Source organism: Luteimonas sp. A611 (assembly GCF_054072715.1).
Genome location: NZ_JBSVRP010000002.1, coordinates 162,425 through 186,481, shown reverse-complemented (window position 1 = coordinate 186,481; position 24,057 = coordinate 162,425). Strand labels below are relative to the sequence as shown.

Sequence of the window (24,057 nt, the reverse complement as noted above, 5' to 3'; positions counted from 1 at the left end):
GGTGTGCCCGATCGGCTCCTACAGATCGCAGTGGAGGCTGCGCGGGGCAGCACCGTCGCGGCTGCTCGCTACGCCGCAGCGAGCATCCGGTAGCGTGCATCCAGCGCGGCGACGTGCCGCGCCAGATCCTCCAGGGCGCCATCGTTGACGATCACGTCGTCGGCGATTGCCAGGCGCTGCTGGCGCGTGGCCTGCGCGGCGATCATCCGGTCGGCAAGGGCTTCGTCGATCCCGTCGCGGGCGAGCAGGCGCGCGCGCTGCACCTCGACCGGTACGTCGATCACGAGCACGCGCTGCACCCAGGGATACACAGCGCGTCCGCCTTCGCCGCCATCGGTGCCGGGAAGGGCCTCGGCCAGCAGCGGGATCGCGGCGATCGCGTAAACCCCCTGCGCCGCCTCGCACTGCGCGCGCAGCAATGCGCGCACGCGCGGGTGCACGATTGCCTCGAGCGCCAGCCTGGCCGCATCGTCGGCAAATACGCGCCGCCGCATCGCGGGGCGGTCCAGCGCCCCATCTGCCGCCAGCGCCTCCGGACCGAATGCGGCGACCACCGCGGCCAGGCCCTCGCTGCCCACCGCCACGGCATCGCGGGCCGCGACATCGGCATCGGCAACGGTCACGCCCAACGCCTCGAAGCGTCGCGTCACCTCGCTCTTGCCGGAGGCGACGCCGCCGGTGAGTCCCACGATGTAGTTGGCCATTGGGCGATTGTGCATTGGGCTTTGGGGAAAAGCGCCCCCATCCCAGCCTTCCCCCGCAAGCGGGGGAAGGGGCTAGAAGCCAGATCGGCACATGGAAGCATCGGCTCGAGGTAGCCATGCTGCTCTCCTTCCCCCGCAGGCGGGGGAAGGGGCTAGAAGCAAGAGCGATGCGTCGGCCACCCGGCGCCCCGGGCTGTTCTCCTTCCCCCGCTCGCGGGGGAAGGCCGGGATGGGGGCGCGCGCGAAGCGCGCGTGTCGCTAGAACCCCGCGTAATCCCGATACGTCCCGATCAACTGATCACCCCACATGAACACGATCCACCCGGCCACCGCCAGATACGGCCCGAACGGAATCGGCGTGGCGCGATCGCGTCCCTTCGACGCCAACCAGATCGAACCCACCACCGCCCCCACAACGGAAGACAGCAGGATGATCGGCAACACGCCCGCCAGGCCCACCCACGCGCCCAGCGCGGCCAGCAGCTTGAAATCGCCGTGGCCCATGCCTTCCTTGCCGGTGACCTGCTTGAACACCCACCACACCGACCACAGGCTCACGTAGCCGGCAATCGCGCCCAGCAGCGCCGGCTTCGCCGGCATGTACAGATTGTCGAGTGACGCCACCAGGCCCAGCCACATCAGCGGCAGCGTCAGCGAGTCGGGCAGCAGCTGCGTGCGCAGGTCGATGCCCGACAGCGCCACTAGGAAACAGGCCAGCACGCAGGCACCAAAGCCCTGCCAGCCAAAGCCGAACTGCCACACGCTGGCCACGCACAGCAGCGCCGTGGCCAGCTCCACCAGCGGGTACTGCGCCGAGATCGGCGCCTTGCAGCTGCGGCACTTGCCGCGCAGCGCCAGCCAGCTCAGCAGCGGGATATTTTCGTACCACGACAGCTGGTGGCCGCAGTGGGGGCAGTGCGAACGCTCGACCACGATCCCCGGTGGCGGCGGGTCATAGAGCTCCGGCTCGCCCAGCGCGTCGCGCGCGTCGCGCTTCCACTCCCACTCCATGCGCTTGGGCAGGCGCAGGATCACCACGTTGAGGAAGCTGCCGACGAGGAGGCCGAGCCCGGCCACCAGCGGGTAGCCGAGCTCGGGATTCTGATCAAGGAACGCCATCCGCCGTTCTCAGCCCACCGTCATCGCAAGCTTGAAGATCGGCAGGTACATCGCGATCACGATCGCGCCAACCATCGTGCCGATGACCACCATCACCATCGGCTCGATCAGGCTGGAGATCGCGTCGACCGCGTTGTCCACCTCTTCCTCGTAGAACTCGGCCACCTTGTACAGCATGGTGTCCAGCGCGCCGGCTTCTTCGCCGATCGCGGTCATCTGCACCACCATGTGCGGGAACAGGGTGGTTTGCTTCATCGCCACGTTGACCGGATAGCCGACCGAGACATCGTCGCGCATCTCCAGCACCGCATTGGTATAGACGCGATTGCCGGTGGCGCCTGCCACCGCATCCAGCGCCTCGACCAGCGGCACGCCCGCCTTGAAGGTGACCGCCAGGGTGCGCGCGAAGCGGGCAATGGCCGAGTTGTGCAGCACCTGGCCGATCACCGGGATCTTCAGCAGCATGCGGTCCACGAAGTGCTGAAGCTTCTCGGAGCGTTTGTACACGTACATGAAAGCTGTGAAAGCGCCCAGGACGACAAGCAGTATCAGCCACCAGAATTTCACCATGTATGCCGAGATTCCGAACACGAGCTCGGTAAAGGCGGGCAGGTCGGCGCCGTAGTCCCCGAATGAGTCCTTGAACACGGGCACCACGAACACCATCAGGATGCCGCAGACCAGGATGGCCACGCCGATAATCGCGGCGGGGTAGAACAGCGCCTTCTTGATCTTGCCCTTGATGGACTCGATGTTTTCCTTGTACGTGGCGATGGTCTCGAGCACCGTTTCCAGCGCGCCGGACGACTCGCCCGCCTTCACCAGGTTGCGGTACAGCTCGTCGAACTGCACCGGGTACTTGCTCAAGGCCTCGTAGATCGACGAGCCGCCCTCGATGTCGAGGCGCAAGCCGTCGACCAGCTTCTTCATCTTCTGGTTCTTCTGCCCGTTGCCGATGATCTCGAGCGACATCACGATCGGCACGCCGGATTTCATCATCGTCGCAAGCTGGCGGCTGAAGACCGAAATGTCCTTGGGCGTGATGCTCTTGCCCGAACCTCCGAACAACGGCTTGGGCTTGACCTTGACGACGCCGGGCTGGATGCCCTGCTTGCGCAGCTCGGCGCGCAGCATGTTGGCGTTCTTCGCCTGCTGCTCGCCCTTCATCTTCTTGCCGCGCTTGTCGACCCCCTCCCAGACGAACATCGGCGAGGTCACGCCTTCCCGCACCGGTCTGTTCGCGGCGGCAGTCTTGGCGGCGGAACGTGTGACGCCCATCGGCATTCCCCTTCCTCTGGTGTCGCCTAGCTTCCCCAGCCAGACGGAATTCCCTTGCATGGTAACCCCTTACAAGTGGAAATTAAATTTGTCTCTGTGACGGCCAGCAGGGTTTCGCAAGCACCCCACGCCCCTCCATCCCTGCAGGAGCGGCTTCAGCCGCGACCAGACTCCCCGCCCCAACGCAACCCCACCCCAACCTCAATCCTTCGTCACCCGATTGATCTCCGCCAGACTCGTCACACCCTTCTTCGCCTTCAGCAGTGCCGACTGCCGCAAGTCACGCACGCCCGAACGCTGCGCCGCATCGGCGATCTGGAGCGCATTCCCGCCCTCCAGCACGATGGTCGAGATTTCGTCGGTCATCGGCATCACCTGGTAGAGGCCCGTCCGGCCCTTGAAGCCGTTGGTGCAGTCGTCGCAGCCCACCGCCTCGTACACGCTGAATCCCTCGGCGATCTCGGCCTCGGTATAGCCTTCGGCCAGCAGCGCGTGATCGGGCAGTTCGGCTTTGCGCTTGCACTTGTCGCACAGGCGCCGCGCCAGGCGCTGCGCAATCACCAGGGTCACCGAGCTGGTGATGTTGTAGGGGGCGATGCCCATGTTCATCAGGCGCGAGATGGTCTGCGGTGCATCGTTGGTGTGCAGGGTCGAGAGCACCATGTGGCCGGTCTGGGCGGCCTTGATCGCGATCTCGGCCGTCTCCAGGTCGCGGATTTCGCCGACCATGATGATGTCCGGATCCTGGCGCAGGAAGCTGCGCAGCGCGGCGGCAAAGGTCATGCCGCGGCGTTCGTTCTGCTGCACCTGGTTCACACCGGGCAGGCGGATTTCCACCGGATCCTCGACCGTGGAAATGTTGCGCTGCTCGTCGTTGAGGATGCCGAGCGCCGTATACAGGCTGACCGTCTTGCCCGAGCCGGTGGGGCCGGTGACCAGCACCATCCCGTAGGGCTTCTGGATCGCCTCCTCGAACAGCTTCTGCTGGTCCGGCTCGTAACCCAGCTTGTCGATGCCCAGCCTGGCGGCGCTGGCGTCGAGGATACGCAGCACCACCTTTTCGCCAAACAGGGTGGGCAGGGTGCTGACGCGGAAGTCGATCTGCTTGGTCTTGCTCAGGTTGAGCTTCATGCGCCCGTCCTGCGGCACGCGCTTCTCGGCGATGTCCAGCTGCGCCATCACCTTAAGGCGCGCGCTGATGCGCTGGTGGAGCTTCACCGGCATCTTCGCGGTCTGCTTGAGGATGCCGTCCACGCGCAGGCGCACGCGGTAGTCGTTTTCGTAGGGCTCGAAGTGGATGTCCGAGGCGCCACGCTTGATCGCGTCGATCAGCACCTTGTTGACGAACTTGACGACCGGCGCATCGTCCTGCTTGCCCTCCACCCCGGTATCGCGCGGATCCTCGTCGCCACCTTCGATGTCGAGGTTGTCCAGGCCTTCGGTGTCGTCCAGTGCGTCCCCGAAGCTGTCGCTGGACTGCAGCCACAGCTCCAGCGAGCGGCGGATGTTGTCCTCGTCGACCAGGATGGGCTCCACCACCAGGTTGGTGTGGAACTTGATTTCGTCCAGTGCCTGGCTGTTGGTGGGATCCGCGGTGCCGACGAAGAGCTTGGCGCCGCGCTTGAACAGCGGCAGCACGTGGTGCTTCTGAAGCAGCTCCTCGCTGACCAGCTTGATCGCGCTCGAGCCACCGTCCATCGCGGACGTGTCGAGGACCGGCATGCCGAATTCCATCGAGTTTGCCGCCGCCATCTGCGCGGCGGTGACCAGCTTGTGGGCACGCAGGTAGGCAGCCACCTGCTGCCGTTCCGCGGTTGCCTTGTCCAGCGCCTCGCGGGCGGTGGCCTCATCCAGGGCACCGTCCAGCACCAGGCGTCTGGCGATTCCGGTGATGCCGACAAGGTTGGCGGACGGGACTGCACTCATGGATTGACTCTCTTCTGGACTGTCAAGACTCTAGCGCAAGGATCATGCCGCGCACCACCAGGGGCGTTCCGTCCAGCCGGAGGGTTTCCCGCGCGAGGCGCTTCCGGCTACCCTCTGCGGAAAGGGGAGACTCATGCCGGTATCGATCATCCTGCCTGCCAAGAACGAGGCCGAGGGGTTGCGGCGCGTCCTGCCGGCCCTGCGGGCCCGCATGCCGGACGCCGAGATCATCGTGGTCGACGACGGGTCGACCGACGAGACGGCCGCCGTGGCGACGGAAAACGGGGCCAGGGCCCTGTCGGCGCCCTACTCGATGGGAAATGGCGCGGCAATCAAGCGCGGCGCGCGCGCGGCGACGGGCGACATCCTGGTGTTCATGGATGCGGATGGACAGCATGATCCGGCCTCAATCGAGGGACTGCTGGCCAAGTTGGACGAGGGCTACGACATGGTCGTAGGGTCGCGCGACTGGGCCGGCCAGGCTGGCGTGCACCGCGGCGCCGCCAATGCCTTCTACAACTGGCTGGCCAGCCGCATGACCGGTTTCGACGTCAAGGATCTGACTTCCGGCTTTCGTGCCGTCCGCGCCGACAAGTTCCGTGAGTTCATCCATCTGTTGCCCAACGGGTTCAGTTACCCCACAACCAGCACGATGGCGTTCTTCCGGAGCGCTTATGCGGTGGCATACCTTCCCATCCCCGTGGCGAAACGCATCGGCAACAGCCACATCCGTCCCGTACGAGATGGCATCAGGTTCCTGCTCATCATCTTCAAGATCGCGACGCTCTACTCGCCGTTGAAGCTGTTCGCTCCGGCCGGGATGGCGTTCTTCCTACTGGGTCTTGGCTACTACGCTTACACCTACATCTCGGAAGGACGTTTCACGAACATGAGTGCACTGATGTTCAGCGCGGCGGTCGTGATCTTCCTGATTGGCCTGATATCCGAGCAGGTCTGCATGCTCACCTATCGCCCCTCCGATTCATAAGGTGTTGGTGCCGAGGGTGATGCAATCATTCGCGGGATCGCAGCCTAGCCCAGAATAATGCGCATCCTGGCCCTTACCACGTCGTATCCATTGCGCGCGGGCATGGCGGCGGGCGTGTTCGTGCAAAGACTGTATGCACACCTGCCACCCCAATGCTCCATCGAGGTGTTGAGCCCGGATGACGACAGCAGGCCCTCGGAATCGAGCGCGAATGTAGTTCCGCCTGTCACCCCGTTGCGATACGCACCACGCGGTTGGCAGCGTCTGGGCCAGCGGAATGGCGGCATCCTGCCGGCCCTGCGGGCCAATCGCGGACTGCTGCTGCTAGTGCCTTCGTTCCTCGCGGCGTTGTCGTGGGGCACGTTCCGCCGGGCGAGGCACGCGGACGTGATACACGCCAACTGGTCGATTTGCGGCGTCATCGGTGCTCTCGTCGGTGCAGTGACCGGAGTCAAGCTGGTCACGACGCTGCGCGGTGAAGACACGGGGTCTGGCAGAGGTTCGCCTTGGACACGCGTGCTTCTTGGGATCACCGCATGGAGAAGCGATGCCATCGTCTGCGTGTCGGCTGCGATGGCGCAGGGAGTGGCGGACCTCCACCCACGGCACGCAGCCAAGATCCACGTGATCCACAACGGTGTTGATCGAGCGCTGTACATGCTGGCTCACCCGGTGCCTGTCGCTGGCCGCCTGCGATTGCTCGTGGTCGGCAGCATCGTCCGGCGGAAAGGTCTGGACGTGCTCCTGGCGGCGTTGGCGGCGACGAAGGCCGACTGCCAGATTGACCTGACTGTGGCGGGGGACGGGCCGGATCGCACCGCCTTGCAGGCGTTCGCTGCGGGTCTGCCACCCGGGCGCGAAGTCGTCTGGCTGGGTGAAGTGCCACCGGACCAGGTGCCTTCGCTACTTTCGAAGTCGGATGTGCTGGTTCTATCCAGTCGGAGCGAAGGGCGACCGAACGTCGTGCTCGAAGCGCTTGCTGCCGGGCTACCCGTGATCTCCACGAAGTTGCCCGGGGTCGCAGGCCTGGTGGAAGACGGCGAGACCGGCTGGCTTGTGGATGTCGAGGACGTCGATGGCATGGCACGGGCAATCGAGAATGCGTGCGATGTGCCGGACCGGCTACGCCTTGGGGAGAACGCGAGGCGGGAGTCGATGGCGCGCAACGAGAGCTGGGAAGCGACTGCGGCGGCCTATGCGGCGCTGTTCGAGTCTGTGGTAGCCGGACACGGAAAGGCGAGCTGAGAATGTGCGGAATCGCAGCCCTGCGCTCCATGACGCTTCCGCGGGAGGAACTGCGCGCGCGCATGGAGCGGGCGATTGCTGCGCTCAGGCACCGGGGCCCGGACGCGCATGCCGTGGTGACGTCCGGTCGGTCGTGCCTGGGGCACACACGCCTGGCAATCGTGGACCTGGCGGGGGGCGCACAACCCAGCGCAGATCCTTCCGGTCGCTGGACGTTGAGCTTCAATGGCGAGATCTACAACTATCGCGAACTGCGTGCAGCGCTGACCGATCGCTGGCAGTTCCGAGATGCCAGCGACACCGAAGTCCTGCTGGCGGGTCTGGTGCTGGAGGGTCCTGCCTTCATCAAGCGCCTTGATGGAATGTGGGCGTTCGTCCTCCACGACGAGCAGGAGGGCAACTGGCTGCTCTCGCGCGATGGATTCGGCAAGAAGCCCCTGTTCTATGCCCGGTACGGCACCGAGTTCGCCTGCGCGTCGGAGCTGGGTGCGCTGCGGCGGCTGTTGCCGGACATGCCGTGGCATGAGGATCCGGTCTCGATTGGCGACTACCTGCGCCATGGCTACACCATGCCTGGGGCGACCTGCCTGCAGGGTGTGGAGGAAGTGCTGCCCGGGCATTGGATGCGGCTGCAGGCGGACGGGACGATCCGCGCCGAGCGCTACTGGAATCCAGACACCACGCCCTGGCGCGGCACGCGCGCCGAGGCGGCGCGCCGCGTCGCGATGTTGCTTGAAGCCGCGGTTGCGAAGCGTCAGCTTGCGGCCGACGTAGAGGTGGGTGCGTTCCTGTCCGGCGGAGTCGACTCGAGCGTCGTCTGCGCGATTGCCTCCTCCCGTGCCGGGAGCACACTGCGCACCTTCACCGCGGGCTTCGACGAACCCACCTACGACGAAAGGGGGCATGCCGCGCGCGCCGCCGCATGGCTGGGTACGACCCATGTCGCAGAGACCCTGCGTCCCGCCGACGCTGTCGCATTGGCGTCGCGCACCCACCTGTTGATGGGACAGCCTTTCGGCGACGCATCGATTATCCCCAGCGCGATGGTGGCGGCGGTGGCGTCCCGCGACGTGAAGGTGGTGCTTACCGGCGACGGTGGGGACGAGGTCTTCGGCGGCTATGCACGCTACATCGGACGCCTGGCAAGGCAGCGCTACCGCCGCATTCCCGCATCGCTCCGGCAGGTCATGGAGTACGCGCTGCGGCAGACGCGCGAACCGATCGCGCACCATAGCGGTAGCTGGCTCAAACGCGCGCACCTGTTCGTGGCCCTTGCCAACGAAAGCCAGGAGTACGTGGCGCCGCCAGCCATGCGGGCCGGCATGCTGCAGCAGCTTGCCCCGTCACTTGGTCCCGGCCAGCCGGTGCCCGAAGCACCCTGGGGCCCGCGGAAGGACGCGGACGAGCTCGAACACATGTTGCGGATGGACTGGCTGGTTTGGCTGCCGCAAGACATCCTGGCAAAAGTGGACCGCGCCACGATGAGCGCATCGGTGGAAGCCCGCTCACCATTTCTCGACCGCGAGCTCGTCGAGTTCGTGCTGCGGCTTCCCTGGGAATGGCATTTCGACGGCCTGCGCGGAAAGCGTCTCCTGCGCGAGGCAGTCGGCAAGCGCATCCCCGATTTCATCTGGCGCCGGCCCAAGCAGGGGTTCGCATCGCCAGTCTCGCACTGGATGCGCGCCGACCTGGGCGAAGCGCTGGATGCGCTGTGCGCAATGGGCGATACCGGGTGTCTGGATCACGCGGTGGTGCAGGCCTGGTTGCGCGAACATCGCGTCGGCGCCGCGGACCATGGGCAGGCGCTATGGGTCGCCTACAGCTACCTGCAGTGGCGCGCCACGCTGGCGCAGACAGCATGACCGCCGAGGCCGCCGCGCCCGCCGGGCTACGTATCGCGCTGCTGCTGCCAGACCTGGACGTCGGCGGCGCGCAGCGGACCGTGCTGACGCTGGCCCGCGAAATGCACGCCACGGGGAACGCCGTCGATATCATCAGCCTTACGACGGGCGGCCCGCTTGCCGACGAGTGCCCGCCGGGGGTCCGCCTGGTTACGCTCGCGCCAAGGGGGACCGACGGCGCTAAATTGTTCGCCGGATCATTGGCACCTTTGCGCAACTACCTGGTCCGGACCAGGCCGGATGCGTTGCTCAGCACGATCACCGGCTGCAATCTCCTCGCGTGCGTCGCGCACTGGTTCGGCGGACGCGGATGCAGGCTGGTGCTGCGCGAGGCGGTGAGCCTGCGCAACGCATCGGGATTGCGTCGACGGGCAGTGCGCTGGTTGTATCCACGGGCCGATGCGGTGGTTGCGTTGTCGGATTCACTTGCCGATGAGCTCCGCCAGCTCGGCTTGCGCCCCGCCGACGTCCACGTGATCCCCAACCCGGTTGACGGCGGCCGCCTGCGCGCGCTGGCTGCGCAGCCGCTGCCGGCGGCACTGCAGGGCCGCCGGTTCGTGGCATGCGTCGGCCGCCTGGTCGAGCAGAAGGACCCGGCCACCGCATTGCGCGCATTTGCCACCGCATCCAACGCCCGCGACCACGTACTCGCCGTTGCTGGCGACGGTCCCCTTCGCGATGCACTGCACGCACTGGCGTCGCAACTCGGGCTGGACGGCCGGCTTGCTTGGCTGGGCGAGATGCGCAATCCCTATCCGGTGATGGCAGGTGCCGACGCGTTGCTGCTCACTTCGCGCTGGGAGGGTTCGCCCAACGTACTGCTGGAGGCGATGGCGCTGGGTACGCCGATCGTGGCGACGGACTGTCCGGGCGGCGTGCGGGAGTTGCTGCGGGAGGTGCAGGGAGACGTTCCGAACCTGCCTATCCCCACGGACGACGTTCCCGCGGTTGCAGCCGCGTTGGAAAGGGTGCTCGCGTCTTCGGCACGTCCTGCCTCGCAGGTGCCGTCCTCCCGCCGGCCTGCAGATGTCGCGCGCCTATACTTGCGCCTGCTGGCACCCGCGACCAGAGACTGCGCATGACCGACCCGCATCACTGGCAACACGCCCTGACCGAACTGCCCGTCGAACGCGTGCCACGGTGCGATCTTTGCGGCAGCACGAATGCGTCGATCAGCGACCGGTGGGGCGGGATGCTGCGTCTGCGTTCACCGTTCGCAGTGAGGCACTGCCGCAGTTGCGGATTGAGGTGGCTCGATCCACGGCCGGATGCGGAAGGTTACGCCCGGCTGTACAGCAACGAGTTCTACTTCGGTGGAGAGGGAGCCTCGCCCGAAAACTATGCGGGCCTCGAGGCGCTGCGCGAACGGTATTTTGTCGAGCGGCTGCGCCGCATCGAACGTGCGGTGGGCAGGTTCCCCCTATCGATCCTGGATTACGGCGCTGCGACTGGCGGGTTCGTTGCCCTCGCGCGCAAGCGCGGCCACGCTTGTCAAGGCGTTGAGTTGTCGGGGGACGCAAGGGCGACGGCGCGCGCCACGCACGGCATTGAGCTCGTCCCCGGAGACGCGGCGGCCGACCTGGCCGCAGGAGCATTCGACGCGCTGCACATGAACCACGTGCTCGAGCACATGCCCGATCCCCTGCAGCACCTGAGGTGGTGTCGGGAACGCCTCCGTCCGGACGGTGTGCTCGTAATCGAAGTGCCACAACAGTTCGACAATGCGCTGGATGCCGCCCGTCGTGCGCTGCGCATTGGTGGACGGCGGCCCATGTTCGACGCCTACTCCCTACATCACACCTATTTCTTCACGCACAGGACGCTGTCGGAGCTGTGCCGGAAAGCAGGGTTCACGGTCGCCGCGTGCCGCACCTTCAATCCCATGTCAGCGCCTCTGTGGCCGCCGTCCCTGCGCAACTGGGTGCTGCATGGATTCCTGCGGATGGCCGACATGGTTGCCTCGGCCGGCAACATCGTGGAGATCATCGCCGTCCCCGATCGCGTCGATGCGCGATGAGCCGGGTCCGCTCGGCCAGGTATGCCGCCTATGTGCTCCTGCTGGTCTTGACCGGCGTCCTTGTCTTCGCATGGTGGGAAGACCTGGTCAGGGCGTGGTCGGGGCAGCCCTGGACGTTCGTGGCGGCAATGATCGGCATGGCCGGCGGCACATGGCTGCAGGCCCTCAATTTCAGGTCGTTCCTGCCAGGCCGGGTGCGGCTGACGCTGCCACCGCTGGTCCGGTTATGGGCTGCCGGATCGCTGGCAAACTACCTGGGTCCGTTCCAGCCCGGGCTGGCGCTGCGCGTGCTCTGGCTTCGTCGCTATGAGATATCGATGTCCGACAGCCTGACTGCAAGCTGGCGGCAGGTGTCGGCCAGCGTCTGGATCTCCGTCGCCGGTGCTGCGGCTGGGCTGCTGATGCTCGACGCCTCGCGGCATGTCCTGACTGCATCGTTGCTGGTGGGGGTCTTTGCGCTCGCCTGGACACTGCACGGCCCGCTCTTTGCGCGGATCTCGCGGCTGCGATCGCCTGCCTGGCTGGTCCGGCACAGATCATGGATCGCCGCGCTGGCCGGAGGCTACTCGCGGCAGGGCCTCTACGGTGTCGTGCTGCAGTATTTCGTCGCCACGCTCCTGATCCTGTACGTCTACCGTCGTTTCGGCGTAGACATCCATCCCGCCTACGCCGTGCTCATGGCGTGCGCGGTGTACGTGTCTTCGCTTGTCGCGGTGCTGCCAGGGAACTTCGGCGTGCTTGAGGGCATTTATGTTGCCGGGGGGTACGCTCTGGGCCTGGATGTCCGCGAGAGTACGGCGCTGGCGCTGTTCCTCCGTGGCGCGCACATCGCAAGCTGCCTGTCGCTGCTGTGGCTGCCTGGCGGCAAGGCCGATGCCACTGGGCCGGAGGCAGGCGTTGGCTGACGCAGGAGGCTACTGTCCGCGCGGGCGGTCGGCCAACCGATAGACGAACTCGCTGCATCCCCAGCCGCGCGTCGTCCTTGCCCGTTCCAGCTCGAACCCGGCACCGGCCAGCCGCTGGCTCAGCACATCCCCTCGCGTTACCTCGAACGGAAACCCGCCCAGCCAGTCCCGCCAGTCGTGCAGCAGGGACATGCCCCGATTGCGGCGGTAGGTGCGCGCATGCGTGCCCGGCCAGTGGCCGTTGCGCAAGTCGAGTACCAGCGCATACAGCGCGAACAGGGGATAGAACACACCGCCCACGAGCACGCGGCCGGGCAGGCCGGTGCAGTAGGTGCGCTTGATCCACCACCACGCGCGCGAGCGCCAGCCCTGGTCGTTGTATAGCGCCAGCAGCAGCCGGCCGCCCGGGGCAACGCATGCCGCCGCATGCTCCACGGCCTGCCACATCCGCCCGGTGTGGTGCAGTACGCCCCAGGCGTAGACCAAGTCGAAGCCGCCCAGCGCGCGCATGAAATCCGCATCCAGCACGGAGCCCTGCATCACGCGCCAACGTGAGTCTCCAAGCGCGAAGCGCTCGCGTAGTTCCTGTGTGCAGGCGACGGACTCGTCGTCGTAGTCGAACGAGGTGACGTCTGCGCCCAGTCGATGAATGGCCAAGCTCGATAGGCCGCTACCCGAACCGATGTCGAGTACGCGCAGACCAGCCATCGAATCCATGCGCAGCGTGTTGCGGATTGCCGCAATCGATTCCTCGATTCGCCCTTCGTCCAGCCGGGATAGGAATGAGCGCCAGTTCTTCCCGAATGCGAACACCCTCTCCGGGCCGGCGTGAGTCGTGGGGGTTGTTCCAGGCGAACCCATTACAGATTGCTCTGGGCGGAAGCAGCGGACACCTTGATCTGCTCGAGCTGCAACTCTGCCCACTGCAGGACGCCGCGCTCGGCGTCAGTAACCGCGCGCGGCCACGCCTCGTCCAATGTCAGCCGGGCCCCTGCGTGATCGCCAGTCATTGCCTGTGCGATCGCCAGGGGCACCGCTCGCGGCGCGCTGATGCCTGCGCCCTCGCGCCAAGCCAAGCGGCCTTGCCGCAGGGTGGCCTCCCAGTTGCCTGCGCGCATGAAGAAGCTGGCGGCTTGGTAGCGCAGGCGGACCATGTGCGGCTGCTGTGCCTCGCTTGCGCGGTCGGCCAGGCGCGCAATCTCGGCCCCGAACATTCCATCGTTGAGCGGCTCGCAGGGGGTTTCAGCGGTCATCCGGTATAGCTGGTCGAACGGCTGCGCCTCGGCGATGGTGATCGGCAGCGGTGTCTGCATCACGAACGCCTCCAGGTCGGCCGGGTCGGCCCTGCCGTCGAACAGGCAGCCGACGTAGAGGCGGAAGATCCGCGACAGCGAACGGCCTCGGGGCTGAGGCGACTGAGCCAATGCATCCAGGATCTGGTCGGCGCGTGCCCGGTCGCCGCGCTGGATTGCGCCTGCGAGTACGTAGCTGTTCGCCCTCAACGAATCCGGATGGGCGATGAGGCTGGATTCGGCGATCAGCAGGGCGTCTTGCCAGACCTTGGCGCGGCCGTGCGTGCCAACGGCGTACAGCGCCAACGTGCCGACCAGGGCCACGACGCCAATCCTGCCGGGGCGTAGACCTGCTCTTTCGAGACCGGCTCCAAACGCCTGCGCAAGGGCGACCAGCATTGTCAGCAGGCCGACCGAGGGCAGATAGTTGCGGTGCTCGAAGTACAGCTCGAGCGAAACAGGCCCGGCTTCCATCGCGTGCGCCACGAGGAAGAACGCCCAGCCGAACAGCAGCAGGGGGAGTCGATCGCGAAGCTTCCACACCGCGATGCTGACCGCGCCGAGGAACAGCAGTGCAAGCAGGGTGGTGGGCGGCGAGAGCAGTCCGGTGGAAGTGGCGAAGTCGTCGGTATACACACCCATCTGGGGTGGGTTTGGAATTACCAGCTTGTAGGCATAGTCCGAGAGCGCGCGCCCTTGGCTCAGCAACCGCTCGACCAGGGTGAAATCGCGCGCAATGTAGCCGTCAAGGAAAAACCCCGGTCTGAAAAGGGCAAGGCCGGCTGCACCGAGCATGGGCAGTGCGACATAGAGCAGTGCGAACGCGCGGGCTGCGGCAACCCTGCGTGAGTTCCTGAAGCAGGTGAACTCCACGACCCCGCACAGCAGCGGCAGCAGGGCGCCGTTTTCCTTGGCCAGGAACGCGAGCACGGTCATTGCGGGGATGCCAGCTAGCAGGCCCGCCGATGCCCAAGCGGAGTCTCCGCGTTCGAGTTTGTTGCGGAGCACGACGTAAAGCCAAAGACCGATCAGGATCAGCAGCGTCGACAGCTGGGCCATGCGTTGGACCGCGTAGAGCACGGTACTGGCATGCAGCGGATGAAGCAGCCACAGCGAGGCGATGGTGGACGCGTACAGCGTGGCCTTGCCGCCGAGGTGGGGATCACGCCGCAGCAACACGCGGAGGAAGCCGAAGATCGCCACGCCGCAGAGCAGGTGGACGAGAAGATTGCCCAGCTTCATCGAGAACGGCGTGAATCCGCCGACCCACGCGCTCAGCGCGAAGCTGGCCATGGAAATTGGGCGGCCCAGCGTTCCTGCGCCTTTTTCGAAGATGAGGATATGGAGCGGGAGTTCGCCGGCCAGCCATTCGGGAATGGCGCGGAGGTTCGCCTCGTCATCGAGAATGAAGGGGCCCGTAAGACCAGTCCAGTACGCTAGGACAGTTAGCACGCCGGTCAGGACCAGGAGGATTTGCGCCCATTTGTGGGAGGCATGCGCTTGCGAAGCCATGGCGTCTCGGCAGATTCTTGGCAATAAAAAACCCCAGCCGGAAGCCGGCTGGGGTCCTAAGCAGACAGGAACGTCAGATTATTCGCAAGCCGACGGACGCTGGCTCTCGGTCAGTGCGGCGCCGTCGTACGTGCCGGCGCAGGCCCAAGTGATGCGGTCGGTGCCGTTGTTCGGCAGGGTCGGCGTCAGCGTGATCGCAGCGCCGTCGTAGCTGCCCGAGAGGATGCCGCTGCCTGCGCACACGCCGGTGGCGGCGCCAGAGCACAAGTTGGACTGCGCGGAACCGAAGTTCTCGCCGACCTTGATCTTCTCACCGGCAACCGAGCCGATGGCGTTGGTGACCTTGGCCTTGACGGTGTAATCGCGGTAAGCCGGCAGCGCGATGGCGGCCAGGATGGCGATGATCGCGACAACGATCATCAGTTCGATGAGCGTGAAGCCCTTCTGCGTGTTCTTCATGGTGTATCCCCTAGGTTTTGATAAGTCGACTTTACGTGTCCCGCTGGTGCGGTCGCGCCGGGTCCAGTGGGTTTCCGTGCAGCGGTGCACGTGCAGGGGATTGTCGCAGGATGCGTGCCATCCCGGAACTGAAGGAGCAATTCGGTGGAACGGTGGCCACCATCACAGTCCGTGGTGCGAATGCGAAGCAGATCACCTGACAAAATTGCGTCGCAAAGTGACGCGCCAGGTCAATCGATGAATGCGTGGCCGGATGGGAGGCGGCGCGGGTCGCGCGTGTCCCAGGTCGGTCGCGCGCATTGCGGCTTGGCGGGGCGTTGATGGTTCGGCGCGTGGCCGGCCCCCGCGTTGGGGGCGAATGCATCGTTGATTCGTGGCCGGGAAACGGGGATCGCCCGCAAGTGATCTATCGGGCCCAGAAGCAGATCTCTCGCTGCGCTCGAGATGACAGTGCCCCGACAGTCCGGGACTCAGTGGGACGGCGTCGTCAGTCGATCCCCAGCTTCTTCAACTTGTACCGCAACGCCCGGAAGGTGATTCCCAGTGCGGCCGCGGTCTTGGTCTTGTTGTAGCGGTTTTCCTGCAGGGCCTGCTGGATGGCGGTGCGCTCGATCTCTTCGATGTACGAGGGCAGGGCGCTGCTGGAGGTGTCGAAGGGGCTCAGGTTACGCGGGTCGGCGGCGGGGTTGCTTGCGGCGCCCGGGGCACCATGCGGCTGCGCGGGCTGGGGTGCGAACGATGCGCCCGCTTGCGCGCCGCCATGGCCGCTGCTGGCGGGTAGCTGCAGGTCGCTGGCGTGGATGGTGCTGCCGTCGGCGAGGGCCAGGGCGCGTTCGAGGATGTTCTCCAACTCGCGCACGTTGCCGGGGAAGGGGTAGGTCTCGAGGGCGGCGACGGCGTCCGGCGCCAGCGTGGGCGGCTGCACCTTCATCGCGCGGGAGAGGCGGTCTAGGATGGCGGCCGAGAGCAGGGTGAGGTCGCCGTCGCGCTCGCGCAGCGGCGGCACGACCAGGCCGATGACGTTGATGCGGTAGTACAGGTCGTGGCGGAAGCGGCCTTCGGCGACCAGGGTGGCCAGGTCCTTGTGGGTGGCCGAGAGGATGCGCACGTCCACCGGCACTTCGCCCTGTGCGCCGACCGCGCGCACGCTTTTTTCCTGAATGGCGCGCAGCAGCTTGACCTGCATCGGCAGCGGCAGCTCGGCCACTTCGTCCAGGAACAGGGTGCCGCCGTCGGCAGCCTGGAACAGGCCTGGCTTGTCGCTGGTGGCGCCGGTGAAGCTGCCCTTCTTGTGGCCGAAGAACTCGCTTTCCATCAGCTCGGACGGGATCGCGCCGCAGTTGACCGGCACGAACGGGCCGCCGGCGCGTGAGCCCTGGGCGTGGATGGTGCGTGCGACCAGCTCCTTGCCGGTGCCCGATTCGCCGAGGATGTGCACCGGCGCCTGGCTGCGGGCGACCTTGGCGATGGTCTGGCGCAGGCTGACCATCGGCGGCGAGGAGCCGAGCAGGCGGCTGGTGTCCTCGGGCTGGGCGAGGCGCTTGGCGTTGAGTTCCAGCGCCTGGCGGACCAGGCCGCGCAGCACGTTGATGTCGACCGGCTTGCTGACGAAGTCGAAGGCGCCGGCCTTCAGGGCCTCGACCGCGGCCTCGACGTTGCCGTAGGCGGTGATCACCGCGACCGGCGTGGAGGGGAAACGGGTGGAGATCTCGCTGACCAGCTCCAGGCCCGAGCCGTCGGGCAGGCGCATGTCGGTCAGGCACAGGTCGTAGGAGACGGTGGCCAGCATCTGCCGGGCGGCGTGCAGGTTGGGGGCGGTATCGGTGCGCAGGCCCATTCGTCCCAGGGTCAGCACCAGCAGTTCGCGGATGTCTTGTTCATCATCGACGATCAGGGCGCTGCGGGCTTCGTTCATGAATAGTGGGGCGACAGTCTCAAGGTGACCAATATTGACAGTTTTTGACGTGGGTGACGAGGGCGCGTGCGGTGGGGTACGGGCTTCGGGCAGGCCCCCACCCCGGCCCTCCCCCGCGGGCGGGTGAGGGAGAAGAGCGGGAAGGCTGGAGCGGCCCCCACCCCGGCGCTCCCCCGCAAGCGGGGGAGGGAGATGAGCGGGGCGGCGGTTCGAGGCTTTTGAGCCCTTCCTCCGCTTGCGGGGGAAGGGTTGGGATGGGGGCGCCCGCAGGTCGCGACGCGCTCAGCTCTTCCGCAGCGCGTGCTGCGACGACAGGGCGACCCGGAAGCAGGCGCCGCCGCCCGGGACGGGCACGTATTCGAGCGTGGCCTCGTTGGCGCGGCACAGCTCGTGGGCAATGTAGAGGCCGAGGCCGGTGCCGTTTTCGGAGGTGGTGAAGAACGGCCGGAACAACTGGCTGAGGACGGTGTCGGGAATGCCCGGCCCCCGGTCGAGCACGCTGATCACGGGCGCGCGCTGGTCGCCTTCGATGTGGATGGCGATGCGCGGCATCTCGCCGGGCATGTGCCCGTAGCGCACCGAGTTGTTGACCAGCGAGGAGATGATCTGCTGCAGGTGGCGCGGGTCGAACATCACCGGCAGCCGGGGCGGGCCGTCGGTCAGGCGCAGCTGCGCGTTCTCCTCCGGCACGATCATGCGGTAGTCGTCGATGAAGCTGCGCATGAAGCCCACCAGCTCGATGTGCTCGGGTTTGGCGCGCTCGCGGCGGGCCAGGCCCAGCACGCTTTCGACGATGCCGTTGGTGCGCATGCACTGCTGGTGGATGATCTGCAGCAGGCGGCGGTCGCTGGTGGTGAGGTCGTGCGATTCCTCGAGCAGCTGGGTCGCGTAGCTGATCGCGGCCAGCGGGTTGCGGATTTCGTGGGCAAGGCTGGCCGAGAAACGGCCCATCGCCGCCAGGGTGATGGATTCGGCCCGGCGCGAAACCAGCGAGGTGTCGTCGAGGAAGATCAGGGTGGAATCGCTGGTGGCGAGCAGGCGGGCGAAGCGGGGCAGGACGTCGGGACGGTCCGGGCCGCAGGCCATGGGCGAGTCGTCCTGCTTGCCGTCCTGCAGCCAGTGCGCCAGGCGCATGGCCAGCTCCGGCGCCATCTTGGCGAGCACCTGGCCGTGCATGCCCGGGTGGTCGGCGTCGCTGTCGTCGCGCAGCAGCAGTTGCGCGGCCTCGTTGGCCATGCGCACGCGGCCGGGGCCGTCGACCAGGATCACGCCGGTGCGCATGCGCCGGATCACCAGCTCGTTGATTTCGGCGAGGTTGGCCGCCTCGGCGCCGCGCCGGTCTGCAAGCTGACGCACCTCGCGCATCTGCCGGCCGAGGTGGCGCATGAGCCCGGCCACGGCGAAATAGGCCACCGCGAACATCAGCACTTCGGCCAGCGGGCGGTAGGCGTGGACCTGTTCGATCCGGTCCCAGACGTACTCGGCCAGCAGCGCCAGGGTGGCCGCCGAGGCGAACGCCATGCTCCAGGCCAGCGACACGAACAGCGAGCCGGCGGCCAGGTTGAACGCCAGCATCAGGGCGATGCCAGGGCCGGCGCCGGGCATGGCATGGGTCGCCAGCAGGGCCACGGTGATGTCGATCGACAGGCCGGCCACGACGTGCGGCGTGAATCCGTCTTCGGTCCGGCGCGCATGCACCAGCAGCAGGACCGACATCGCCAGGTAGGTGACCGAAACGGTCCGTGCCAACTGCGGCAGGTGCATCTCGCCGATCAGCGACCCGGCGGGGCTGAACACCACCAGCGCCAGCAGCGCGGCGACCAGGACCCGATACAGCGCGAACAGGTACAGCTCGCGGGCGGGCGACAGGGTCTGGTCTGGAGGAGCTGCGTCGGGGGCGGGCAAGGGCGGCGTCGCGCGGGAGCAGCCCGGAGTATAGGGTCGGAGCGGCCCGGGGCGGGCCGGGGGACCCGGGGTTTTGCCCGCTGGCGGCGCATGGGCGAGAATAGGCGGCCGCGTGCAGCCTGCTGGCCTCCGGGTCCCGGGACGCGCGATGCGATCCTCCCCAGCACGGACCCCACATGAACTTCCACGAATACCAGGCCAAGCAGTTGTTCGCCGATTACGGCATCTCGGTGCCGGCCGGCCGCGTTGCGCGCTCTCCCGAAGAAGCGGTCGACGCCGCCAAGGCCATCCCTGGCGACCTCTGGGTGGTGAAGGCCCAGATCCACGCCGGTGGCCGCGGCAAGGCCGGCGGCGTCAAGCTCGCCCGCACCCTCGACGAGGTGCGCGAGTACGCCAAGGGCATGCTCGGCACGAAGATGGAGACCTACCAGTCGGCCGGCGTGGCGCTGCCGATCGACTCGGTGCTGATCTCCGAGGGCACCGACATCGACAAGGAGCTGTACCTGTCGGTGCTGGTCGACCGCAGCACGCAGTCGATCACCTTCATCGCCTCCAGCGAAGGCGGCGTGGACATCGAACAGGTGGCCGCCGAGACGCCCGAGAAGATCCAGACCCTCAACGTCAACTACGTGCAGGGCCTGCAGCCTTACCAGTGCCGCGACATGGGCTTCGGCCTGGGCCTGACGGCCAAGCAGGTCAACCAGCTGTCGAAGATCATGCTGGGCCTGTACAAGCTGTTCAACGAGAAGGACCTGGCGCTGGTTGAGCTCAACCCGCTGGCGATCCTCACCGACGGCAACCTCGCCGTGCTCGACGGCAAGGTCAACTCCGACGACAACGCCTCGTTCCGCCACGCCGACCTGGTCGCGATGCGCGACGTCCGCCAGGAGGACGAGACCGAGGTGGCCGCCAGCCAGCACGACCTCAACTACGTGACCATGGACGGCAACATCGGCTGCATGGTCAACGGCGCCGGGCTTGCGATGGCGACGATGGACGTGATCAAGCTCGAGGGCGGCGAACCGGCCAACTTCCTCGACGTGGGCGGCGGCGCCAACAAGGAGCGCGTGACCGAAGCGTTCAAGCTGATCCTGTCGGACGATGACGTGAAGGCGATCTTCGTCAACATCTTCGGCGGCATCGTGCGCTGCGACATGATCGCCGAGGGCATCATCGCCGCGGTCAAGGAAGTGGACGTCAAGGTGCCGGTGATCGTGCGCCTGGAAGGCACCAACGTCGAGGAAGGCAAGAAGCTGCTGCGCGAGAGCGGGCTGGCGATCACGCCTGCCGATGACATCAACGACGGCGCCCGGAAGGCCGTCGCGGCCGTGAAGCAGGCTGCCTGACACCCACACTTTCATCTTGTCGTCTCGAGTGCAGCGAGAGACCTGCTTTGCCCGGTAGCGGGCGTTTGGAAGCAGATTCCTCCCTCCGGTCGGAATGACAGACCACAGGAAAATTACATGAGCGTTTTGGTCAACAAGAACACCAAGGTGATCGTGCAGGGCTTCACCGGCCAGCAGGGCACCTTCCACGCCGAGCAGATGCTCGACTACGGCACCAAGGTCGTCGGCGGCGTGACCCCCGGCAAGGGCGGCAGCGAGCACCTGGGCCTGCCGGTCTTCAACACCGTGCGCCAGGCGGTCAACGAAACCGGCGCCAACGCGTCGGTGATCTACGTGCCGCCGCCGTTCGCGGCCGACGCGATCCTCGAAGCGGCCGATGCCGGCATCGAAGTGATCGTGTGCATCACCGAGGGCATCCCGGTGCTGGACATGCTGCGCGTCAAGAACACCCTCAAGGGCTATCCCGACGCGGTGCTGATCGGCCCCAACTGCCCCGGCGTGATCAGCCCCGGCGAGTGCAAGATCGGCATCATGCCGGGCCACATCCACAAGCAGGGCAAGGTGGGCATCGTCTCGCGCTCGGGCACGCTGACCTATGAAGCGGTCAAGCAGACCACGGATGCCGGCCTCGGCCAGTCGACCTGCATCGGCATCGGCGGCGACCCGATCAACGGCACCAGCTTCATCGACGCGCTGAAGCTGTTCCAGGACGATCCGCAGACCGAAGGCATCATCCTGGTCGGCGAGATCGGCGGCAGCGCGGAAGAAGAAGCGGCCGAGTACATCAGCCAGTACGTGACCAAGCCGGTGGTCGGCTTCATCGCCGGCGCTTCGGCCCCGAAGGGCAAGCGCATGGGCCATGCAGGCGCGATCGCGTCGGGTGGTTCGGGCACGGCCGAGGGCAAGTTCGCCGCGCTGGAGAAGGCGGGGGTGACCACGGTGAAGTCGCCTGGCGATCTGGGTGCGGCGATTGCGAAGCGGCTCAACGGCTGATTCGCGCGTTGACCTGATGTGTGTGGGAGGCCGCCTTCGGGCGGCCTTCTGCGTTTTGGGGCCTTGAATCCGTGATCTGTTGACATCGATCTGCAGGATGCGCATGATCAATGCGCATCGTATGGAGGGTGATCATGCGCATCCGTGAAGACTATGCCGGCTACGGCAAGCGGGCCACGAACGTCAGCGTCAACCAGGGCTTGCTGGAGGAAGCCAGGGTGCTCGGGATCAACCTGTCGGCGACGCTCGAGAAGGCGCTGGAATCGGAAGTGCGTGCGCGCAGGCGCGAGAAATGGTTGGCGGAGAACCGTGAAGCGATCGCTGCCTACAACGCGCATATCGAGGAGCACGGCGTCTTCGGCGATCACGTGCGGTCGTTCTGATGCGCCAGTTCTGCGTCTATCCGAATCCAAATGCCGCCACCAAGACCGCTTACCCCTATCTGCTGAACGTGCAGAGTGACCTGATTGAAGGAATCGGCTCGCGGATCATGGTGCCCTTGGCGCCCGCGGACGCGTTCAAGGGCAAGCGCCCCGGTAGCCTGATGCCGATGCTCCGGATCGAGGGTGCCGATTGCGTCATGCTGACGGCCCAGGCGTCTGGCATGTCGGTCAGGCGATTCGGAAGCGAAGTCGCTGATCTTTCGCACGAGCGTGCCGCCATCATGGCGGCACTCGACATGCTCATCTTTGGAATCTGACATGACCGACACGCTCCGCATCGCGATGGCCCAGTTCGACTTCCCGGTCGGGGACGTCGCCGGCAACACCGAGCGCATCGCGACGATGATCGCCGACGCGCGCGACGAGTACGGCGCCGACATCGTGCTGTTTCCCGAGCTGGCCATCAGCGGCTATCCGCCGGAAGACCTGCTGCTGCGGCCCTCGTTCCTGATCGACTGCGAGCAGGCGCTGCGCGAGGTGGCGAAGGCGGCCACCGGTATCGTCGCGGTGGTGGGCTGGCCCGAAAGCGTGGGCAGCATCCTCTACAACTCGGCCAGCGTGCTGCGCGGCGGCAAGATCGAGGCGACCTATCGCAAGCGCGAACTGCCCAACAACGACGTCTTCGACGAGCGCCGCTACTTCCACGTGGATCCGGATGGCGGTAGCTGCGTGGTCGAGGTCAAGGGCGTGCCGGTGGGCCTGCTGGTCTGCGAGGACGCGTGGTTCCCGGAACCGCTGGCTGACACCGCAAGGGCCGGGGCGGAGCTGGTACTGATCGCCAATGCCTCGCCGTTCGAGCGCGGCAAGCACGCCCGGCGCGACGCGATGCTGGCCGAGCGCACGCGCGAGAGCGGCGTGGCGCTGGCCTATCTCAACGTCGTGGGCGGGCAGGATTCGCTGGTGTTTGATGGATCGTCGCTGGTGGCCGATGCCGACGGCACCGTGCATCCGGCGGCCGCCGCCTTCACCGACCAGTGGCTGGTGGTGGACTACGACGTGGCCGCGCGCCGGTTCGCGCCGGTGGTGTGGATGGATGACGGCGACGAGAGCATGGACGCGCTGGCCTGGCGCGCGGTGGTGCGCGGGATCCGCGACTACTGCGGCAAGAACGGGTTCTCGAAGGTATGGCTGGGGCTGTCGGGCGGGATCGATTCGTCGATCGTGCTGGCGCTGGCGGTTGATGCACTGGGTGCGGGCAACGTCACCGCGGTGCGGATGCCCTCGCGCTACACCGCGCGTCTGTCGAACGACCTGGCGCAGGAGCAGTGCGATGCGCTGGGCGTGGAGCTGCTGACGATCCCCATCGAGCAGCCGTTCCAGGGTTTCATCGATGCGCTGTCGGAGAAGTTCGAAGGCCAGGCGCCCGACGTCACCGAAGAGAACCTGCAGTCGCGTGCACGCGGCGCGCTGCTGATGGCGCTGTCCAACAAGTTCGGCGGGCTGCTGCTGACCACCGGCAACAAGAGCGAGTACGCGGTCGGCTACGCCACGATCTACGGCGACATGTGCGGCGGTTACGCGCCGATCAAGGACCTGTACAAGACCGAGGTCTATGGCCTGTCCCGCTGGCGCAACACGGTGGGTGGCGCGCCGGTGATCCCGCCGGACGTGATCGCACGTGCGCCCTCGGCAGAGCTGCGCGACAACCAGCTTGACCAGGATTCGCTGCCGCCCTACGACGTGCTCGATGCGATCCTGCGGCGCTACGTCGATCTGGAGCAGTCGCGCGACGACATCGTCGGCGCGGGCTTCGACGCCGCCACGGTCGACCGGGTGCTGCGCCTGGTGCGCGGCAGCGAGTGGAAGCGCCACCAGGCCGCGCCCGGGCCGAAAGTGTCGCGACGGGCCTTCGGCCGCGAGCGACGGTATCCGATCAGCAACCGCTATCCGGCGTAGCGCGGAACAGATCGCATCGTCGGCAAGGCAGATCTCTCCCTGCGGTCGAGATGACAGGCTGATAGTCCCGCAGATGACTGATGCTCCCCCAGGATTTCAGGCTGACGCCTCTCTCCCGTTCGGTCGGGAGGCCTGCGAAGTGCGGACCGGTCCGCAGCACGCTGATTTCCCCACAAAACCCCGCCACTATCGCGCGCCGGCATAATGCCCGGT

Annotated in this window: 20 protein-coding genes; 11 read left to right on the top strand and 9 right to left on the bottom strand. The window is 66.6% G+C overall.

The window, feature by feature from the left end; genetic code table 11:
• Window positions 1-68: 68 nt before the first annotated feature.
• The 4 genes from coaE to pilB form a co-directional block, all read right to left on the bottom strand.
• Window positions 69-704 (bottom strand): dephospho-CoA kinase, encoded by a 636-nt coding sequence (gene coaE, locus ACW5EG_RS11230; protein WP_457019334.1) that lies wholly within the window; start codon window positions 702-704, stop codon window positions 69-71.
• A gap of 258 nt (window positions 705-962) precedes the next feature.
• Window positions 963-1,823, bottom strand: a complete 861-nt coding sequence (locus tag ACW5EG_RS11225) for a prepilin peptidase (protein WP_457021492.1) — start codon at window positions 1,821-1,823, stop codon at window positions 963-965.
• Window positions 1,824-1,832: 9 nt separating this feature from the next.
• Complete coding sequence (locus ACW5EG_RS11220) at window positions 1,833-3,029, bottom strand: type II secretion system F family protein (RefSeq protein WP_457021804.1); 1,197 nt, start codon at window positions 3,027-3,029, stop codon at window positions 1,833-1,835.
• 273 nt (window positions 3,030-3,302) lie between these two features.
• Window positions 3,303-5,027, bottom strand: coding sequence for a type IV-A pilus assembly ATPase PilB (pilB, locus tag ACW5EG_RS11215; RefSeq protein WP_457021490.1), 1,725 nt, complete (start codon window positions 5,025-5,027; stop codon window positions 3,303-3,305).
• Between the two features lie 133 nt (window positions 5,028-5,160).
• Here pilB and ACW5EG_RS11210 point away from each other — a divergent pair, with 133 nt between their 5' ends.
• From ACW5EG_RS11210 to ACW5EG_RS11185, 6 genes are read left to right on the top strand one after another with little or no spacing between them, the layout of a single operon-like run.
• Entirely contained in the window at window positions 5,161-6,015 is an 855-nt protein-coding gene (locus ACW5EG_RS11210; RefSeq protein WP_457021488.1) for a glycosyltransferase family 2 protein, read from the top strand.
• Window positions 6,016-6,072: 57 nt separating this feature from the next.
• On the top strand, window positions 6,073-7,260 hold the full coding sequence (locus ACW5EG_RS11205) for a glycosyltransferase family 4 protein (RefSeq protein ID WP_457021486.1): 1,188 nt from the start codon (window positions 6,073-6,075) through the stop codon (window positions 7,258-7,260).
• Between the two features lie 2 nt (window positions 7,261-7,262).
• Complete coding sequence (gene asnB / locus ACW5EG_RS11200) at window positions 7,263-9,122, top strand: asparagine synthase (glutamine-hydrolyzing) (RefSeq protein ID WP_457021802.1); 1,860 nt, start codon at window positions 7,263-7,265, stop codon at window positions 9,120-9,122.
• Window positions 9,119-10,243 carry a glycosyltransferase gene (locus tag ACW5EG_RS11195; RefSeq protein WP_457021484.1) on the top strand — a complete coding sequence of 375 codons (1,125 nt, stop codon included), beginning with the start codon at window positions 9,119-9,121 and terminating at the stop codon, window positions 10,241-10,243. Before asnB ends, ACW5EG_RS11195 begins: the two co-directional genes overlap by 4 nt.
• Window positions 10,240-11,178: a class I SAM-dependent methyltransferase gene (locus ACW5EG_RS11190; protein ID WP_457021482.1), complete on the top strand. Its 939-nt coding sequence runs from the start codon at window positions 10,240-10,242 to the stop codon at window positions 11,176-11,178. The genes ACW5EG_RS11195 and ACW5EG_RS11190 overlap by 4 nt, the downstream gene beginning before the upstream one ends.
• Window positions 11,175-12,083: a lysylphosphatidylglycerol synthase domain-containing protein gene (locus ACW5EG_RS11185; protein WP_457021480.1), complete on the top strand. Its 909-nt coding sequence runs from the start codon at window positions 11,175-11,177 to the stop codon at window positions 12,081-12,083. The genes ACW5EG_RS11190 and ACW5EG_RS11185 overlap by 4 nt, the downstream gene beginning before the upstream one ends.
• A 9-nt stretch (window positions 12,084-12,092) precedes the next feature.
• Here the strand turns inward: ACW5EG_RS11185 and ACW5EG_RS11180 are convergent, their stop codons facing one another.
• From ACW5EG_RS11180 to ACW5EG_RS11160, 5 genes are all read right to left on the bottom strand, one after another.
• Window positions 12,093-12,944 carry a class I SAM-dependent methyltransferase gene (locus ACW5EG_RS11180; RefSeq protein ID WP_457021478.1) on the bottom strand — a complete coding sequence of 284 codons (852 nt, stop codon included), beginning with the start codon at window positions 12,942-12,944 and terminating at the stop codon, window positions 12,093-12,095.
• Window positions 12,944-14,887 (bottom strand): hypothetical protein, encoded by a 1,944-nt coding sequence (locus tag ACW5EG_RS11175; RefSeq protein WP_457021476.1) that lies wholly within the window; start codon window positions 14,885-14,887, stop codon window positions 12,944-12,946. The genes ACW5EG_RS11180 and ACW5EG_RS11175 overlap by 1 nt, the downstream gene beginning before the upstream one ends.
• A 78-nt stretch (window positions 14,888-14,965) precedes the next feature.
• On the bottom strand, window positions 14,966-15,346 hold the full coding sequence (locus tag ACW5EG_RS11170; protein ID WP_457021474.1) for a pilin: 381 nt from the start codon (window positions 15,344-15,346) through the stop codon (window positions 14,966-14,968).
• A 487-nt stretch (window positions 15,347-15,833) separates the two neighbouring features.
• On the bottom strand, window positions 15,834-17,261 hold the full coding sequence (locus ACW5EG_RS11165) for a sigma-54-dependent transcriptional regulator (protein WP_457021472.1): 1,428 nt from the start codon (window positions 17,259-17,261) through the stop codon (window positions 15,834-15,836).
• Between the two features lie 282 nt (window positions 17,262-17,543).
• Window positions 17,544-19,166, bottom strand: a complete 1,623-nt coding sequence (locus ACW5EG_RS11160) for a sensor histidine kinase (RefSeq protein ID WP_457021471.1) — start codon at window positions 19,164-19,166, stop codon at window positions 17,544-17,546.
• Window positions 19,167-19,342: 176 nt separating this feature from the next.
• On the opposite strand from ACW5EG_RS11160, the gene sucC reads away from it, so the two are divergent.
• From sucC to ACW5EG_RS11135, 5 genes are all read left to right on the top strand, one after another.
• Window positions 19,343-20,512, top strand: a complete 1,170-nt coding sequence (gene sucC / locus ACW5EG_RS11155) for an ADP-forming succinate--CoA ligase subunit beta (RefSeq protein ID WP_457021469.1) — start codon at window positions 19,343-19,345, stop codon at window positions 20,510-20,512.
• 117 nt (window positions 20,513-20,629) lie between these two features.
• Window positions 20,630-21,505, top strand: coding sequence for a succinate--CoA ligase subunit alpha (sucD, locus tag ACW5EG_RS11150; protein ID WP_457019352.1), 876 nt, complete (start codon window positions 20,630-20,632; stop codon window positions 21,503-21,505).
• A gap of 134 nt (window positions 21,506-21,639) precedes the next feature.
• Window positions 21,640-21,888 carry a type II toxin-antitoxin system CcdA family antitoxin gene (locus ACW5EG_RS11145; RefSeq protein ID WP_457019353.1) on the top strand — a complete coding sequence of 83 codons (249 nt, stop codon included), beginning with the start codon at window positions 21,640-21,642 and terminating at the stop codon, window positions 21,886-21,888.
• A complete protein-coding gene (locus tag ACW5EG_RS11140; RefSeq protein ID WP_457021468.1) occupies window positions 21,888-22,205 on the top strand; it encodes a CcdB family protein in 318 nt (105 codons plus the stop codon). The genes ACW5EG_RS11145 and ACW5EG_RS11140 overlap by 1 nt, the downstream gene beginning before the upstream one ends.
• 1 nt (window position 22,206) lies before the next feature.
• Complete coding sequence (locus ACW5EG_RS11135; RefSeq protein ID WP_457021467.1) at window positions 22,207-23,844, top strand: NAD+ synthase; 1,638 nt, start codon at window positions 22,207-22,209, stop codon at window positions 23,842-23,844.
• The last annotated feature ends 213 nt before the right edge of the window (window positions 23,845-24,057 follow it).

Excerpts from the sequence above, each read along its gene's own strand:
- coaE (WP_457019334.1), bottom strand. The coding sequence starts at position 704 with ATGGCCAACTACATCGTGGGACTCACCGGCGGCGTCGCCTCCGGCAAG.
- ACW5EG_RS11225 (WP_457021492.1), bottom strand. The coding sequence starts at position 1,823 with ATGGCGTTCCTTGATCAGAATCCCGAGCTCGGCTACCCGCTGGTGGCC.
- ACW5EG_RS11220 (WP_457021804.1), bottom strand. The coding sequence starts at position 3,029 with ATGTTCGTCTGGGAGGGGGTCGACAAGCGCGGCAAGAAGATGAAGGGC.
- pilB (WP_457021490.1), bottom strand. The coding sequence starts at position 5,027 with ATGAGTGCAGTCCCGTCCGCCAACCTTGTCGGCATCACCGGAATCGCC.
- ACW5EG_RS11210 (WP_457021488.1), top strand. The coding sequence starts at position 5,161 with ATGCCGGTATCGATCATCCTGCCTGCCAAGAACGAGGCCGAGGGGTTG.
- ACW5EG_RS11205 (WP_457021486.1), top strand. The coding sequence starts at position 6,073 with ATGCGCATCCTGGCCCTTACCACGTCGTATCCATTGCGCGCGGGCATG.
- asnB (WP_457021802.1), top strand. The coding sequence starts at position 7,263 with ATGTGCGGAATCGCAGCCCTGCGCTCCATGACGCTTCCGCGGGAGGAA.
- ACW5EG_RS11195 (WP_457021484.1), top strand. The coding sequence starts at position 9,119 with ATGACCGCCGAGGCCGCCGCGCCCGCCGGGCTACGTATCGCGCTGCTG.
- ACW5EG_RS11190 (WP_457021482.1), top strand. The coding sequence starts at position 10,240 with ATGACCGACCCGCATCACTGGCAACACGCCCTGACCGAACTGCCCGTC.
- ACW5EG_RS11185 (WP_457021480.1), top strand. The coding sequence starts at position 11,175 with ATGAGCCGGGTCCGCTCGGCCAGGTATGCCGCCTATGTGCTCCTGCTG.
- ACW5EG_RS11180 (WP_457021478.1), bottom strand. The coding sequence starts at position 12,944 with ATGGGTTCGCCTGGAACAACCCCCACGACTCACGCCGGCCCGGAGAGG.
- ACW5EG_RS11175 (WP_457021476.1), bottom strand. The coding sequence starts at position 14,887 with ATGGCTTCGCAAGCGCATGCCTCCCACAAATGGGCGCAAATCCTCCTG.
- ACW5EG_RS11170 (WP_457021474.1), bottom strand. The coding sequence starts at position 15,346 with ATGAAGAACACGCAGAAGGGCTTCACGCTCATCGAACTGATGATCGTT.
- ACW5EG_RS11165 (WP_457021472.1), bottom strand. The coding sequence starts at position 17,261 with ATGAACGAAGCCCGCAGCGCCCTGATCGTCGATGATGAACAAGACATC.
- sucC (WP_457021469.1), top strand. The coding sequence starts at position 19,343 with ATGAACTTCCACGAATACCAGGCCAAGCAGTTGTTCGCCGATTACGGC.
- sucD (WP_457019352.1), top strand. The coding sequence starts at position 20,630 with ATGAGCGTTTTGGTCAACAAGAACACCAAGGTGATCGTGCAGGGCTTC.
- ACW5EG_RS11145 (WP_457019353.1), top strand. The coding sequence starts at position 21,640 with ATGCGCATCCGTGAAGACTATGCCGGCTACGGCAAGCGGGCCACGAAC.
- ACW5EG_RS11140 (WP_457021468.1), top strand. The coding sequence starts at position 21,888 with ATGCGCCAGTTCTGCGTCTATCCGAATCCAAATGCCGCCACCAAGACC.
- ACW5EG_RS11135 (WP_457021467.1), top strand. The coding sequence starts at position 22,207 with ATGACCGACACGCTCCGCATCGCGATGGCCCAGTTCGACTTCCCGGTC.